14 protein-coding genes are annotated in these 13,780 nt (G+C 52.2%); 7 read left to right on the top strand and 7 right to left on the bottom strand.

All coding sequences use genetic code 11. The features are described from left to right. Positions 1 to 104: 104 nt before the first annotated feature. Positions 105 to 1,142, bottom strand: a complete 1,038-nt coding sequence (locus FN808_RS13975; protein WP_142715236.1) for an NAD(P)/FAD-dependent oxidoreductase — start codon at positions 1,140 to 1,142, stop codon at positions 105 to 107. A 112-nt stretch (positions 1,143 to 1,254) separates the two neighbouring features. Beyond that, on the bottom strand, positions 1,255 to 2,634 hold the full coding sequence (locus tag FN808_RS13970; protein ID WP_142715235.1) for an acyclic terpene utilization AtuA family protein: 1,380 nt from the start codon (positions 2,632 to 2,634) through the stop codon (positions 1,255 to 1,257). Between the two features lie 181 nt (positions 2,635 to 2,815). On the opposite strand from FN808_RS13970, the gene FN808_RS13965 reads away from it, so the two are divergent. After that, entirely contained in the window at positions 2,816 to 4,228 is a 1,413-nt protein-coding gene (locus FN808_RS13965) for a phytoene desaturase family protein (protein WP_142715234.1), read from the top strand. A 25-nt stretch (positions 4,229 to 4,253) separates the two neighbouring features. Here FN808_RS13965 and nfi read toward each other — a convergent pair whose 3' ends face one another. Continuing rightward, positions 4,254 to 4,946 carry a deoxyribonuclease V gene (gene nfi, locus FN808_RS13960; RefSeq protein WP_185958415.1) on the bottom strand — a complete coding sequence of 231 codons (693 nt, stop codon included), beginning with the start codon at positions 4,944 to 4,946 and terminating at the stop codon, positions 4,254 to 4,256. Positions 4,947 to 5,032: 86 nt separating this feature from the next. On the opposite strand from nfi, the gene FN808_RS13955 reads away from it, so the two are divergent. From FN808_RS13955 to FN808_RS13945, 3 genes are all read left to right on the top strand, one after another. Beyond that, positions 5,033 to 6,325 (top strand): NCS2 family permease, encoded by a 1,293-nt coding sequence (locus FN808_RS13955; protein ID WP_142715232.1) that lies wholly within the window; start codon positions 5,033 to 5,035, stop codon positions 6,323 to 6,325. Between the two features lie 9 nt (positions 6,326 to 6,334). Next, positions 6,335 to 7,753, top strand: a complete 1,419-nt coding sequence (locus FN808_RS13950) for a pyridoxal phosphate-dependent decarboxylase family protein (RefSeq protein WP_142715231.1) — start codon at positions 6,335 to 6,337, stop codon at positions 7,751 to 7,753. Between the two features lie 130 nt (positions 7,754 to 7,883). Continuing rightward, positions 7,884 to 8,588, top strand: coding sequence for an SDR family oxidoreductase (locus tag FN808_RS13945; RefSeq protein ID WP_142715230.1), 705 nt, complete (start codon positions 7,884 to 7,886; stop codon positions 8,586 to 8,588). A 70-nt stretch (positions 8,589 to 8,658) separates the two neighbouring features. Here the strand turns inward: FN808_RS13945 and FN808_RS13940 are convergent, their stop codons facing one another. Then, the gene (locus tag FN808_RS13940) at positions 8,659 to 9,000 is read right to left on the bottom strand and encodes a gamma-butyrobetaine hydroxylase-like domain-containing protein (protein ID WP_142715229.1); all 342 of its coding nucleotides are present in this window, start codon (positions 8,998 to 9,000) and stop codon (positions 8,659 to 8,661) included. A gap of 161 nt (positions 9,001 to 9,161) precedes the next feature. Between FN808_RS13940 and FN808_RS13935 the strand changes: the two genes are divergently transcribed. Next, a complete protein-coding gene (locus FN808_RS13935) occupies positions 9,162 to 9,878 on the top strand; it encodes a DUF5673 domain-containing protein (protein ID WP_142715228.1) in 717 nt (238 codons plus the stop codon). A gap of 7 nt (positions 9,879 to 9,885) precedes the next feature. Here the strand turns inward: FN808_RS13935 and FN808_RS13930 are convergent, their stop codons facing one another. Both FN808_RS13930 and FN808_RS13925 read right to left on the bottom strand, forming a co-directional pair. Further along, positions 9,886 to 10,302, bottom strand: a complete 417-nt coding sequence (locus FN808_RS13930) for a CoA-binding protein (RefSeq protein WP_142715227.1) — start codon at positions 10,300 to 10,302, stop codon at positions 9,886 to 9,888. 110 nt (positions 10,303 to 10,412) lie between these two features. Beyond that, on the bottom strand, positions 10,413 to 11,078 hold the full coding sequence (locus FN808_RS13925) for a 3-keto-disaccharide hydrolase (RefSeq protein ID WP_350354191.1): 666 nt from the start codon (positions 11,076 to 11,078) through the stop codon (positions 10,413 to 10,415). Positions 11,079 to 11,394: 316 nt separating this feature from the next. Between FN808_RS13925 and FN808_RS13920 the strand changes: the two genes are divergently transcribed. Both FN808_RS13920 and FN808_RS13915 read left to right on the top strand, forming a co-directional pair. Then, a complete protein-coding gene (locus FN808_RS13920) occupies positions 11,395 to 12,492 on the top strand; it encodes a DUF2914 domain-containing protein (protein WP_142715225.1) in 1,098 nt (365 codons plus the stop codon). Positions 12,493 to 12,567: 75 nt separating this feature from the next. Beyond that, on the top strand, positions 12,568 to 13,002 hold the full coding sequence (locus tag FN808_RS13915) for an FKBP-type peptidyl-prolyl cis-trans isomerase (RefSeq protein WP_142715224.1): 435 nt from the start codon (positions 12,568 to 12,570) through the stop codon (positions 13,000 to 13,002). A gap of 51 nt (positions 13,003 to 13,053) precedes the next feature. Here the strand turns inward: FN808_RS13915 and FN808_RS13910 are convergent, their stop codons facing one another. Beyond that, a complete protein-coding gene (locus FN808_RS13910) occupies positions 13,054 to 13,680 on the bottom strand; it encodes an O-methyltransferase (protein WP_142715223.1) in 627 nt (208 codons plus the stop codon). Between the last annotated feature and the right edge of the window lie 100 nt (positions 13,681 to 13,780).

The following is a 13,780-nucleotide window of genomic DNA, read 5'->3' as shown; positions in this document are numbered from 1 at the left end:
CAGAACAATCGTACCTTTATATTTTTTAAAATAACTATTTAATTTACGCAGCGAACCCAATGATCCAGGATTTAAGGGTTACCTTTTCGTCTTCCGGAAGTACGTTATGTTACGGTGACGTCGCTATATTTATTGATCCAATATTCGGCCAGGTTATAGCCTGACAGAAAGGCATTCTCAAGAGATTGACCACCGAAGTAGTTCCCTATTAACGCAAGCGGAGCATCAATCATTTCCAATTCCATGAAATATTCATCGATGGGATTTCGTGCCCTGAAGAATTTCCACCGGTGCAGATAAGTGGACGCAGGCTGCAGTACCCACGATCCCGTGATGGTGGATGCTTCCTCCAGCAGCTGTCGTGTCACCTCCTCGTCATCCTTTCTTTCATTTTCCCGGGCAAAAGGATGCGAGGAATGAAGGGCCAAACCGGTTTGATCCCGGATGCCCCTTTTTGACGATTCGTTGCCTATCCATTTGAGTGCGCTTCGCTCGCATTCAATTCCTTTCCAGTTGGGTGCTTCCCGGTTATAGGTCGCAGCCAGGGAGATGCAATCATCATAATACACCTCATCAATGACGCGGATAATTTTCCGAGCGGCCGTTTCATCCTGGGCCGTCTGAAGGACCCCATAAGCCTCCGGAGCCGGGGCAGCAATGAGAACGGCGTCACATTCGAAGACATTAATATCCGTCAGATTGATCATCCAGGATCGTTTCTTGCTGCGATCCGGTCCTATATAGGTGAGCCCTCCCGCCTTTTCCTGGGATTTTATATCCACCCAGCGGCTCAAATACTTTGCAATGGCCCGCATGCCGTTGGTTAGCGCGTACTTCGTCAGCGGCGATGCATTGGGATCCTCGACGTGAAACTGATCGCCGTCAAACATGCTGAATTCTTCGGCCCATTCACGTACTTCTTCTTTTTGACTCAGCTCTTCCAGGAATGCCCTGAAAGTACTGGTCTGCGCCGAAAAATGGGATACGCCGTAATCCAGTATCATATCATCCAGTTCAACCGATGCCAGACGTCCGCCCACGGAGCGGTTCCGCTCAATTATTGTTACATCATGACCGGCCTTTGCCAACCGTGAACCTGCGATGAGTCCTGAAAAGCTTGCCCCAATTATTCCTATAACCATTTCTGAAGTGGTAAAATTAAGTCGTTAATATTTTGTTACGGAAAATCCGAAATTTTCTGCCAAATTTCTAAGATCAATTCTATTCTTTAAAAGCCGGCTCCCCGGCCCGTACTTATCCTCCTCTTTTGCCCGGGAACATACGCACACGGGGCCTAACAGCCTCTTTCTGGATCAGGGCCGGCCAGTAGGCGGCAACCGCACTGGCCTTCGGACGTCCCCCGGCATAAGCAGTGACCCCGCCGGGACCGGTGAGGATGAGCGGTACCACCTCCCGGCCAAAGCGATTAAGATCCTCCCTGGACTGGCCCGCAAGCGCCACGCGCAGCTGAACTTCATTATGATCGCCCGCCAGCATCTTTTCTGTCACCGGCTCTTCGCTGCAGCCGTTGACCCCGATATACTCCACCCGGAAACGGTCATAGTTCAGATTCAGCGCCTCCGCCCGGCCCCGGAGTATCGCGCCGGCTTTCCGGGCCTTTTCCAGTGCCTGCGGCCATGAATAAACCAGTGTGGAGGAAAGCTTGTATCCATCCTTGTAACTGGCGGATACTTTATATGTCGAGGTGGGAGGACGTCCCGCTATGCCGGAAACACGCACCCGGTCGGGACCCGCCTTTTCGATATTAACCGAGGTAAAATCAGCTATACAGTCGGGGGTGAGATAGGCCGAGGGGTCGCCAATCTCGTAGACAAGCTGTTCTTTAACAGTCTGTTCACTAACCAGTCCCCCGGTGCCTGCGTGCTTGGTGACATAAAAGCTGCCATCCGCATGCGCCTCGACAATGGGAAAGCCGATATTCACAAAATCTTCCACTTTGTGCCAATCCGTAAAATTGCCTCCCGACACCTGGGCCCCGCATTCGATGAGATGACCCGCGATGATCCCGGTCGCCATCCTGTCATAGTCCTCAAACGACCAGCCAAATTCATGCACCAGGGGAGCCAGGGTCAAACCGGCGTCAATAACCCTCCCGGTGATGACGATATCCGCCCCCTTTTCCAGGGCCTCGACAATCGGCTGGCATCCCAGGTAGGCATTGGCACTGAGCAGACGATCTTTTATATCGGTAATCGGGCGGCCGGTATCCATGTTCTCCAGTCGATGGCCTCTGGCTATAAGTTCATCCATCTGCCCGAGAATATCATCTCCGTCAACAACCGCTACTGTGAGATCATCAATCTCCTCTTCCTCCATCACTTCCAAAATCCGGTCCTTGCATGCCTCGGGATTGATTCCCCCGGCATTGGAGACCACCCTGATCCCCTTCTGGGAGATATCGGGTAATATTTCACGAACGACTTCCACAAAGTCACGGGCATAGCCGTGATTTTCATCGCGCATCTTCAATTTCTGCATGATCGACATGGTGACCTCGGCAAGATAATCCATCACCAAATAGTCTATTGGTCCCTGGCGGACCAGCTTGACGGGTGCGTTTGGCAAATCTCCCCAGAATCCCTGGCCGGAGGCGATACGAACAGTTTTATCCACAACGTCCTATTTTGTTGTTGTTTTCCCTAAGATACGGGATCCCATACACTATCAAAAAATGCTTGGTTTTTTTGTTTCATCCGGGGGATATTAACTTGTATCATTCTCTTATTGGAATGTTGTCATAAGAATCGCTGATGCGCTATCCAATCATCACCATTAATTTTGAATAAATTGTTACATGCCCGACGCTATTATCATCGGTTCCGGACCCAATGGCCTCGCCGCCGGCATTCGCCTGGCGGAGGAAGGACTATCCGTCAAAATTTTTGAAAAAGAGCCAACCATCGGCGGGGGCACGCGTACCCTGGAACTAACAGCCCCGGGCTTTCGTCACGATATCTGCTCGGCCATTCACCCGATGGCCAAGGCCTCACCTTTTCTGAGCCGCCTTCCGCTCGAAGAATACGGACTTGAATGGATTCACCCGGAGGTGCCCGTTGCCCATCCCCTGGACGACCAGCCGGCCGGGGCCCTCTTCCGATCGCTGGACAGGACCGTAGATCGTTTTGGAAAAGACGGCCACACCTACCGGCGATGGGTCAGCCCTTTTATTGACAGCTGGGATGAGTTGCTCAAGGATATCCTGGCCCCCTTTTCGCCTATTCCCTATAATCCGGTGCTGATGGCACGCTTCGGACTCAAGGCCCTGCGGTCGGCCGGCGGCTTCGCCAAGCGCTATCAAACCGAAAAAGCACGTGCCGTATTTGCCGGTATCGCGGCCCACGGCATCATGCCCTTTGATGCCCCGGCCACTGCCGCCATCGGACTGGTGCTCGGCATAGCGGCCCACACGGTCGGCTGGCCCTATCCCAAAGGCGGATCCCACGCCATTACCCAGGCGATGGGGACCTATTTCAAATCACTGGGCGGAACCATAGAAACCGGCGTTACAATCACCTCCGTTGATGATTTTGGGCATGCCGGTGTCATTCTGTTCAATACGACCCCCCGGCAGATCTTGGATATCACCGGTAACAAGCTTCCCTTGTCCTACATCCAGAAGCTGCGCAAATACCAATACGGTCAGGGCGTTTTCAAGCTCGACTTCGCCCTCAGCGACCCCATTCCATGGAGCGACAAGCTGTGCCGCAAAGCGGGAACCGTGCATGTCGGCGGCACGCTGGAGGAAATCGCCCGATCAGAAAAGCAGTCCGCCAGCGGGCAACTTCCAGAGAAGCCCTATGTGCTGGTAGCCCAGCAGAGCCTGGGCGATAAGAGTCGTGCGCCCTCCGGCAACCATACCGGCTGGGCCTACTGTCACGTACCCAATGGGGCTGCTGAAGACATGACCGAACCCATCATAACCCAGATTGAGCGTTTTGCCCCCGGATTCCGGGACTGTATCATCAATATGCACCGCACGAATGCGCAGGAGATGCAGGCCTACAATCCGAATTATATCGGCGGTGATATCAATGGCGGGCGGGCAGACATCAGCCAGCTGTTCACGCGTCCGGCGGGACTTTTTGATCCCTATCACATTCCCAAAAGCAATATGTATATCGCCTCCTCATCCACGCCTCCCGGCGGCGGGGTGCACGGCATGTGCGGCTATCATGCGGCTGAGTCTGTATTACGCCGTGATTTTTAGCAGAGGCTGTCAGTTCTGGGAACGGCTATACCTCCGTATACCCCGGCTCAGCCTCGCCCCTGCGCAGCATATTGGCCCACCGGTGTGCCAGCCGTGTGGTCCTCGGCAGTTTATATTTTGTGAGTGACTGCATCACGATACGGTAGGCATCCTCAAAGGAGCAGCGGTGCCCCGGCGACACATAAACCGGGTTTACATTCGTACGGCTACGCAATGCAATGCCCACTTTCTCCTCCCCATCCATCAGGTCGGCTTGTTCGCCTTTACGGACCCCCAGTTCCCCGTGGGTACCGGTCAGTATGTTCTTGGCACAGCCGATGGTGGGCTGATCGGCTTCAATCCCGAAATGCGTGGCAATGCCCATTCTCCGGGGGTGCGCCAGTCCATGCCCGTCCAGCATCAATACATCAGGTTTGGCCCGGAGCTGGCTCCATGCCTTCATCAGTGCCGGCATCTCCCTGAACGCCAGCAGTCCCGGGATGTAGGGGAAGGACGTCTCATCCGATGCCAGTGAATACGCCACCGGCCGAAGGCCGGGCAGCTCCAGCACTACCATGGCGGCATGCATCAGGCCCGACCCCCGGTTGTAGGAGATATCGGCCCCGCCCACTGTTGCTACCTCCCGGCCAAGTGCCGTTATTGAAATGCAGGCTCTGAGTGAACGCTGAAGCTGTACGGCATCCTCCGGTGCAATGGTCTTATAATCCTCGATCCTCATAAAACGGTAAAAGCAGTCTGGTAATGATATTGTTGTTGTTCCCCAGATTACACATCTTGCCATGAATTACAAAATCATCTGTTTCCATGCTCGATCAATTTTTCAAACTGGGTGACCATGACACTACCGTCCGCCGGGAGCTTATTGCCGGCCTCACCACCTTCCTGACCATGGCCTATATCATCGCGGTCCATCCCAATATTCTGGCCGAAACCGGGATGGATAAAGGAGCGTTGATTACCGTTACCGCCCTTAAGGCGGTATTCGGCACCCTGCTGATGGGGCTCTGGATCAATGTGCCTCTTGCCATGGCTCCCGGCATGGGACTCAATGCTTTTTTTGCCTATACCCTGGTTATCGGTCAGGGCATAAGCTGGCAAACGGCACTGGGCGTGGTCTTTATCTCCGGCCTTTGTTTCCTGATCCTTTCCTTTTTCGGCTTTCGACGTAAAATCGTATCTGCCATCCCCCGTTCGCTGCGCATCGCCATTCCCGGTGGCATAGGGCTCTTCATTACATTCATCGGCATGCAGAATATGGGACTTGTTGTTTATAATGAGGCCACCCTGGTGGGCCTGGGCTCCGTTGGACTACCGGTGGTACTGGGACTGCTGGGCCTGGCCGTGATGGTTATACTGGAGGTCCGGGAATGGAAGGGAGCTATCCTTATCGGCATCCTTTTTACCACGGGACTGGGTATTCTCCTGGGAGATGTGGATCTTCCCCGGTCCCTCGTATCCCCCCCTCCCTCCATAGCACCCGTTGCCTTTCAGCTCGACATCCTCTCAGCACTGCAATGGGGTCTCGTGGGCGCTATCTTCTCTTTCATGTTTGTGGATTTATTTGACTCAGTGGGAACCATTATCGCCTGTTCCTACGAAGCAGAGCTGGTCGAGGAGGACGGATCCATCCATAACATCAGCAAGATGCTCGGCAGTGATGCCATCGCCACCACCTGTGGAGCCCTGCTCGGTACCAGCACAACTACAACCTACATTGAATCGGCTTCCGGTATTGAACAGGGTGGTCGTACGGGACTTACGGCTGTAGTGGTGGCTCTGCTCTTTCTGGTGGCCCTTGTCTTTACTCCCGTCATTAACATAATACCCGGCTACGCCACCGCCCCCGCTCTTATCATTGTGGGCCTTTTCATGTTTCAAAATCTGCGTAATATAGATCTCAAAAACCTTGAGGATGCCGTTCCGGCTTTTCTGACCATCATCCTGATGCCGCTGACCTACAGCATCAGCATGGGTCTTACCTTTGGGTTTCTCTCTTTTATCCTCATAAAACTGGCAACCGGCCACCTGCAGGACATATCGTACCTCATGTGGAGCATCGGATTGCTTTCGGGACTTAACCTCATATTGACAATGTAATCAACTCCTATGGATGTTCATGAATTCCGCAAACACGCCCATCGGCTCATCGACTGGATGGCCGACTACTTTGAAGAGGTGGAAGACTACCCCGTAAAACCGGACGTTCAGCCCGGTGACATACTCAGGCAGCTGCCGGATAAAGCCCCGGACCAGGCAGAATCTTTCGAGGCGCTTTTCGAAGATTTTAAAACCGTGATCATGCCGGGCATCACGCACTGGGAGAGCCCCAACTTCATGGGGTACTTCCCCGCCAACAAGAGCTATCCCTCGGTACTGGCCGAAATGCTGACAGCCACACTCGGGGCCCAGTGCATGAGCTGGCTGACCTCTCCCGCGGCCACCGAGCTTGAGGAACAAGTGATGATATGGCTGCGCAAGGCCATCGGGCTGCCGGAGCTTTTCACCGGTGTCATCCAGGGCACTGCCTCCACCTCAACCCTCTGTGCCCTGCTGATGGCCCGCGAGCGTATCACCGGTTTTGGCGTCAATGAGTCCGGCTTCCCCAAGGAGGAGACCTTTACCGTCTACTGCTCGTCCGAGACGCACTCTTCCATCGAAAAGGATGTAAAGATCGCCGGCTTCGGCCGGCAACATCTGCGCAAGGTTCCGGTAGATGATGACTATGCAATGCAGCCTGAAGCCCTGGAACAGGCGATCCGGGAAGACCTTGAACACGGATACAAGCCCGCCGCCGTGGTGGCAACCATCGGAACGACCGGCTCTACAGCCATTGATCCACTGCAGCAGATCGGCAACATCTGTACCCGCTACGATATTTTTCTACATGTGGATGCTGCCTACGCCGGCACGGCGCTGCTGCTGCCCGAAATGCGCTGGATGAGCCGGGGGATCGAGCAGGCCAACTCCTTCGTATTCAATCCCCACAAATGGATGTTTACCAACTTTGACTGCTCGGCATTTTATGTGCAGGATGAAGCCCTGCTGGTGCGCACCTTCGAGATCACCCCGGAATACCTGAAGACGCCCGAAGATCAACGGGTTAAAAACTACCGGGATTGGGGGATCCCGCTGGGACGGCGCTTCCGGGCCCTTAAACTCTGGTTCGTACTGCGGAGCTTTGGCATAGAAGGCCTGCAGCAAAAAATCCGCCGGCACATCGCAATGGCCCGACAGCTTGCTGAAACCATAAAGCAGCACCGCGACTTTGAAATGCTCGCCCCGATACCCCTGAATACCATCTGTTTTCGTTTTCACCCCGATCATATTGATGACGAAGAAAAGCTTGACGAACTCAATGAGATGCTGCTTAGCAGGATCCAGGAAAGTGGAAAACTGTTTCTGACGCATACCAGGCTGCAGGACCGATACACCATTCGGATCGTCCCGGGCAACACAAATCTGGAACAGCGCCATATCGACCAGGCCTGGACACTTATCAAAGAAACGGCCGGCGACTTAATCTGATTTCCTGTTCCCAGCACTGCCGGGGATATCCCAGAATTCATGCCCGGACTAGGAAACTTATTTGTCCTCAAACACCTTGAATACATACAAGTCGAATTTACTTTCTGTTTAATTTAAATACGATCTACCTATGGACCTTTCTGATATCAATGCATTAATCACCGGCGGAAGTTCTGGAATTGGGAAAGCCACGGCCAAGGCCATTGTGGAGGCCGGCGGCCGGGCCATCATCGCAGCCCGCAATAAAGAACGGCTTCATTCGGCAGCCGAAGAAGTTGGCGCCATCCCCGTCACCTGCGACGTGCGCCACGAAAATGAAGTCATTGACCTGGTTGAACAGACCGTTGAAGAATTTGACGACTACAATGTCCTCATCAACAATGCGGGCTACGGCGAATTTTCCAAGCTGGTCAATCTCTCGGCCTCGGACATTGAAAGCCAGCTGAAAACCAATACCATCGGTGCAATGATGGTGGCCCGTGAATCGGCCAAACATTTCATCAAACAGGACTATGGAAACATCATCAATGTATCATCTTCGGCCGGGAAACGGGGCTTTGAAGGCGGGACGGCCTATGTAGCCAGCAAATTTGCGCTAAGTGGCATGACCGAGTGCTGGAGAGCTGAACTTCGTCCCCACAACATACGCGTGATGCAGATCAATCCCAGCGAAGTGCAGACCCGGTTCTCTCAGAATGCGGGGCGGGCTGAACGACCGTTTAACGAGACAAAACTCATTGCCGAGGATATTGCACAGACCATCTGCAGCATGCTTTCCCTGGCTGACCGTGGCTTCATTACCGAAACCAGTGTCTGGGCCACCAACCCAAAATAAGATGCCCAGAAGCGGGGCGTCCGCCCCTCTTCAGCAGGGGCTGCCGGACCTGCCCTCCCCCGCTATCGGGTCATTCCTGCTGAGGGCAGCATGCCTCGCAGGGACACATATCGCGCAGCGTCTGCCACTGGTACATCCCATTGTTGTGCCCGTCGTTCCAGAATATTTTAATTGCGTGATTTCCCACCTGCCTGATATCCTCAATTTCAATATGGCGGGGCGGTTCAACAAAGAAATAGGAGCGGTCAAAGGTGTTCATATTGCCATGCCCCCCCCGGCACATCACGCAGGGACAATTTTTGCGAAGGCCAAACAGGGTATATTCTGAATGATGCCCGTCATTCCAGTCGATAGCCAGAACCCCTTCGCTGTTCGATACCTCTATACTTGTGGGACGTAAATCGTTGTTCATAACCATATATTTGTTAATATTACTTAAATATAAGGCATTAAAACATCGGAATTAAGGGGCGTCCGCCCCGAACCCCAAAAGCCAAGATATTATATACCTCAACACTTTACCGATAATTCCGTAGCTTTGCATATTCACTTTAACAGACCAAATTCAGCTTCATGTACCTGTTGGTAGTTCTGCTTCTCGCCGTTGTTTTTCTTGTTACCTTCTGGATGGGATATCAGCGGCTGCTTCGCCTGCAGCATTTAAACCAGCAGCGACTGCTTTACGGTCTCCTTGCCGCCATGATCCTCCTCACCCTTATGACAGCAGCTCACCGGCTGGGATACTTTCCACAGAAGATAGCTGCAAACGTTACGATGGGATTATATACGGCTGTCGCCGGTTTCTTCTTCGGCTATGCTCTCAAGCAGTTCATCCTCCGGCGTCAAAGCGGAGCCATGGAATATGCTCACCGCTCGTTCTGGACCGAAGCTATTCCCAACCTGATCAGCATCCTGCTCATAGCTTTCGGCCTATATCGCATGCATCTCTTTACCCTTGGGCCCTTCACCGGCATCGGCCTCACCTCCGGACTGTCGCTGCTGGCCTTCGGCATTATGGGACTGACCATAAGAGTGGTTCCGGAATTCCGGCAAAAGGGCATCCTCATCCTTGACCAACAGGTGCCCTGGCAAGAAGTGGTGGCCTATCGCTGGTACGATGAGCAGGCGATCCAGATCGATTACCTGACGCCCAAGGGCAACCTGACCGACTTTGTCACCGCTGTGCCGGAAGAGGATCACCTTTTCATTGAACGGCTGCTGGGCAAAAAGCTGAAAGAGCACGAAGAGGAACGCAAAGAGAAGCTGGCAAAAATAAACAAGGCCTCCTGAGCTCACCTCAGCTTATCCTTTCGTGCTGAACCATCATGCACTCGTTCTTCACGTAGGCAAGTCCGGCCTTCTCCGCCAGTTCCTCGGCTTCGGCCGAAGAGACATCCAGCTGGGTCCAGATCACCGGCTCCTGCCCCGTTTTCTGGGTCCAGTCAATAATTTGGCGTACCATATCCGCCGTATGCGTTGAATTGCGGAATATATTGACAATATCCACCGTATATTTTTCCGGGATATCGGTCATCTCGTCGTAGCATGGTATGCCCAGCACTTCCTCATATTTCGGATTGACCGGAATAATACGATAACCATTTTCTTTAAGGTAGCTGGCAATATGATAGCTGGTGCGGTACTTATTTGCAGAGCATCCAATAATAGCTATGGTTTTTGCCGTTGAGAGAATGTCCGAATAATTCGTAACCATAATATATCTTTGTCTGTTTGCTGATTTATGCCCAGTAACACCTGTTCTTTTGCACCCCGGCTGCGCGGCCGGATTCCATTCAGATTTTCAAATTTTATGCATTTTCCCAATCATGGATTTCCTTCACTCAGCGAAGAAATGGGGGTCAGCTGCAGCTTCCGAAACTCCACTTCCGCCCCTTCCGCCTGTACGGCAATCTGTCCCTCGGTCGCCGTAGCATCATAACCGTGGTTGACCATATCTCCGTTTACCCAAACCTTGACTTCATCATCAACCGCTTCGACAACCATCCTGTTCCATTCGCCCAGGGGCTTTTCCGAGCCGTCCGTCAAGTTCAGGATCCTGCGTTTCTCACCTTCCCTGATGCCCCATTCGTCCCGGGGCCCCCTTCGCTCTTCCATATCCGGAACACTGATATCCTCCACAATACACCAGAAGTCACCCGCATGTTCATGCATCATCTGCACCTCAATTGACTGGGGAAACATATCGTAAAGGGCACGCGGCGTTGAGGCATGCACCAGCACTCCGCAGTTGCCGGGCTCCCCCGGGAACCGATATTCAACTTCCAGTCGATAATTCCTGTAAACCTCGTCTGTTATAAGATGTCCCCGTGGCTCGCCAAGGCTGACGAGCATGCCATCCCGGACGATAAACGGATCTGCGAGGGTGGAATCCTCGTCCATGGCTGGAACATCCATATGCCAGCCCTCCAAGGTTGAACCGTTAAAAAGTTGTTTCGGGGCCTTCTTGCTGCTGCAGGCCACCGTCCCCATCCACAGCGCCGTCCATATCAAAATACCAATCCTTTTTGTCATCACCTTATATTCAACCGTTTGTTTCCTGTTTAACAGCCTGCTTCAGTTTGATGCATAGACCAATGCCACAATTTAACAGCCTTGGGGAGAACTGCAAAAGAAGTTCTTTCCTGTCATCCGAAGTATTATCATTAAGAAAATTAAATGGTTTGATTTATTTTAGGCTTCGATACTACTGCCGGCCAGCAACCGTTAACTGCAACTGATATCACAATCTTCTGGATTCCCCGATCCCGTTCCCGAACAGGAACACCCTTAAAAAAATATTTCGTAGATGGTCTCACGAGTCAAATCCTTTCTTCTTCGTCACAGAAAATATGCTCCTGTTCTTTTTTTTATCGGTGGATTTATCTGGGACAGCCTCACACTCGGGCGCATTGACGGCTGGTACAGCAATACCGTCCTGTTCACCTATTTGATCGGACTTACTGTCTGCCTCTTTATCTTTAACCTGGCGGATGACAACTACTGGGACAATACCTTCATCAAGCCATATGAAGAGTATGCCCCCCTGGCCATTCAATTCTTTCTGGGGGGGCTCTCGAGCGCCTATGTGATTTTCTTTTTTCAGAGTGTCAGCCTGACCAAGACCATGATTTTCTTTCTTATCCTGGTGGTCCTCCTGCTGTCCAACGAGCTGCTGAAACACCGGATATCCAACAAATACTTACAGTTCGGGGCCTATTTCTTCGTCACCTTTACCTTTTTCACCTTTTTTCTCCCTATCGTCATCGGCGAGATGAGCACCACCATTTTTATCATTTCAGGGCTGCTGGGGCTAAGCTCCACCATCATACTCGTTTCGTACCTGTATTTCAAAAGTCCTTCCACCCGCGCCGAAATTACAGGATGGAAAATTTCGGTCCTTATCATCACCATCTATCTTTTTATCAACGGCTGCTACTATTTTAACCTTATCCCGCCCGTTCCCATGTCGCTGCAATCGGGGATCCCGGCCTACGATGTTCGCAAGATGGATCATACGTTTGAGGTCACCTACGAAAAACCCCGGAATTTCTACCGCATCTGGGAGACGCATAACCAGACCTTCAACTACAGCCCGGGCGACAGCGTTTTTGTCTATACCTCCATTTTTGCTCCCACCGACCTTAAAAAGTCTGTACAGCATGTGTGGCAGTGGCTGGACCCTGAGAGCAAAAGCTGGAAAACCAGCGATGTTATACGTTACGAGGTTATCGGGGGACGCCGGGGAGGATTCCGGGGCTATACTTATAAAACCAACATACGACCGGGCCACTGGCGGGTGAATGTAACCACCATCGAGGGGCTCGTGCTGGGCGAAATTGACTTTGAAGTTGTCCATGACACCACCTTTGACAAGTCACAATTGATCACCCGATCATTTAATTAGCAATCAAAGTCTCACTTCTCCTCAAAAATCCTTATATTGACCTACATTCTAAGAACAAGAAAAACTGATAGTATTTTGCCAAAAGTAAAAGACGGTGACACCGTAAAAGTTCATTACACTGGAAAACTAACTGAAGACGGAACTGTTTTTGACAGTTCTCGCGATCGTGAACCGCTTGAGTTTACGCTGGGGGAAGGGCAATTGATCCCCGGTTTTGAAGAAGCAGTGATCGGTATGGAAGAAGGTGACGATACAACTATCGATATCACCTCTGAAGATGCCTATGGCGAGCGTCGCGAAGATCTGGAACTTGAAGTTTCAAAAAGTGATCTGCCCGACAACATCGATCCAGAGGAAGGCATGCAACTGCAGATGCAACAGGAAAATGGACAAGCTATTCCTGTCCAGATTACTGCTGTGGAAGATGATTACGTTAAGCTTGATGCCAACCATCCGCTGGCGGGCAAAGACTTGACCTTCGACATTGAGCTTGTTGAGCTGCAAGGCTAAGCCTCAATCGAATTTTACCAGGCCTGAATCCGGATCCGGGTTCAGGCTTTTTTATTTTTTACGGATCAGTACCACCCCATCCCGCACCGTCGCCAGTACCTGTTCTACCGCATCATCGTCGGCAATCTGTTTGTTCATCCGGTCGATCGCATGCGCCTTGTCCGTTTGTGGATCGGTAACTGCCCCACCCCACAGCACGTTGTCGATCAGCATGAGTCCTCCGGGCACAAGCCGCGGTAGCAGCAGGTCATAATATTGCGGGTAGTTTATCTTGTCAGCATCCAGGAAAATGAAATCAAAGCTGCCGGAAATGGTGGGAATGGTATCCAGCGCCTTGCCCATCAGCAGGTTGATCTTGGACGACTGTTCACTCTGCTCGAAAAATTTCCGGGCAAGCTCCTCGTACCGCTCATTATATTCACAGGTAAACAGGATGCCGTCGTCGGGAAGCGCCTCTGCCATAGTCAGTGCCGAGTAGCCCGTAAATGTACCCACCTCCAGTACCCGACGGGCCCCGGATACCTTGATCAGCATCGCCAGCAACCGCCCCACCAGTCGGCCGCTCAGCATGTCGGTGTACTCCAGCTCCTCTTCTGAAGCTCTGATAAGGGCCTTGACGAGGGATGAGTCTTCGGTGGTATGCGCCATGGCATATTCCTCTGCAGACTTGTCTATCATAAGCAACAAATTTTTGAATGGGTATGATTCTGCTGTCGTTCTATTCTGTTTCCCATGCCCCAGTCACGGACGACAAGGCCGTGAGAACCATATTAAATTG

Origin of the sequence: Fodinibius sediminis (assembly GCF_900182555.1) — a bacterium.
In the GTDB taxonomy this organism is placed as follows: domain Bacteria; phylum Bacteroidota; class Rhodothermia; order Balneolales; family Balneolaceae; genus Fodinibius; species Fodinibius sediminis.
The sequence above is the reverse complement of the archived record's forward strand: the minus strand, read 5'-3'. Positions and strand labels throughout refer to the sequence as shown.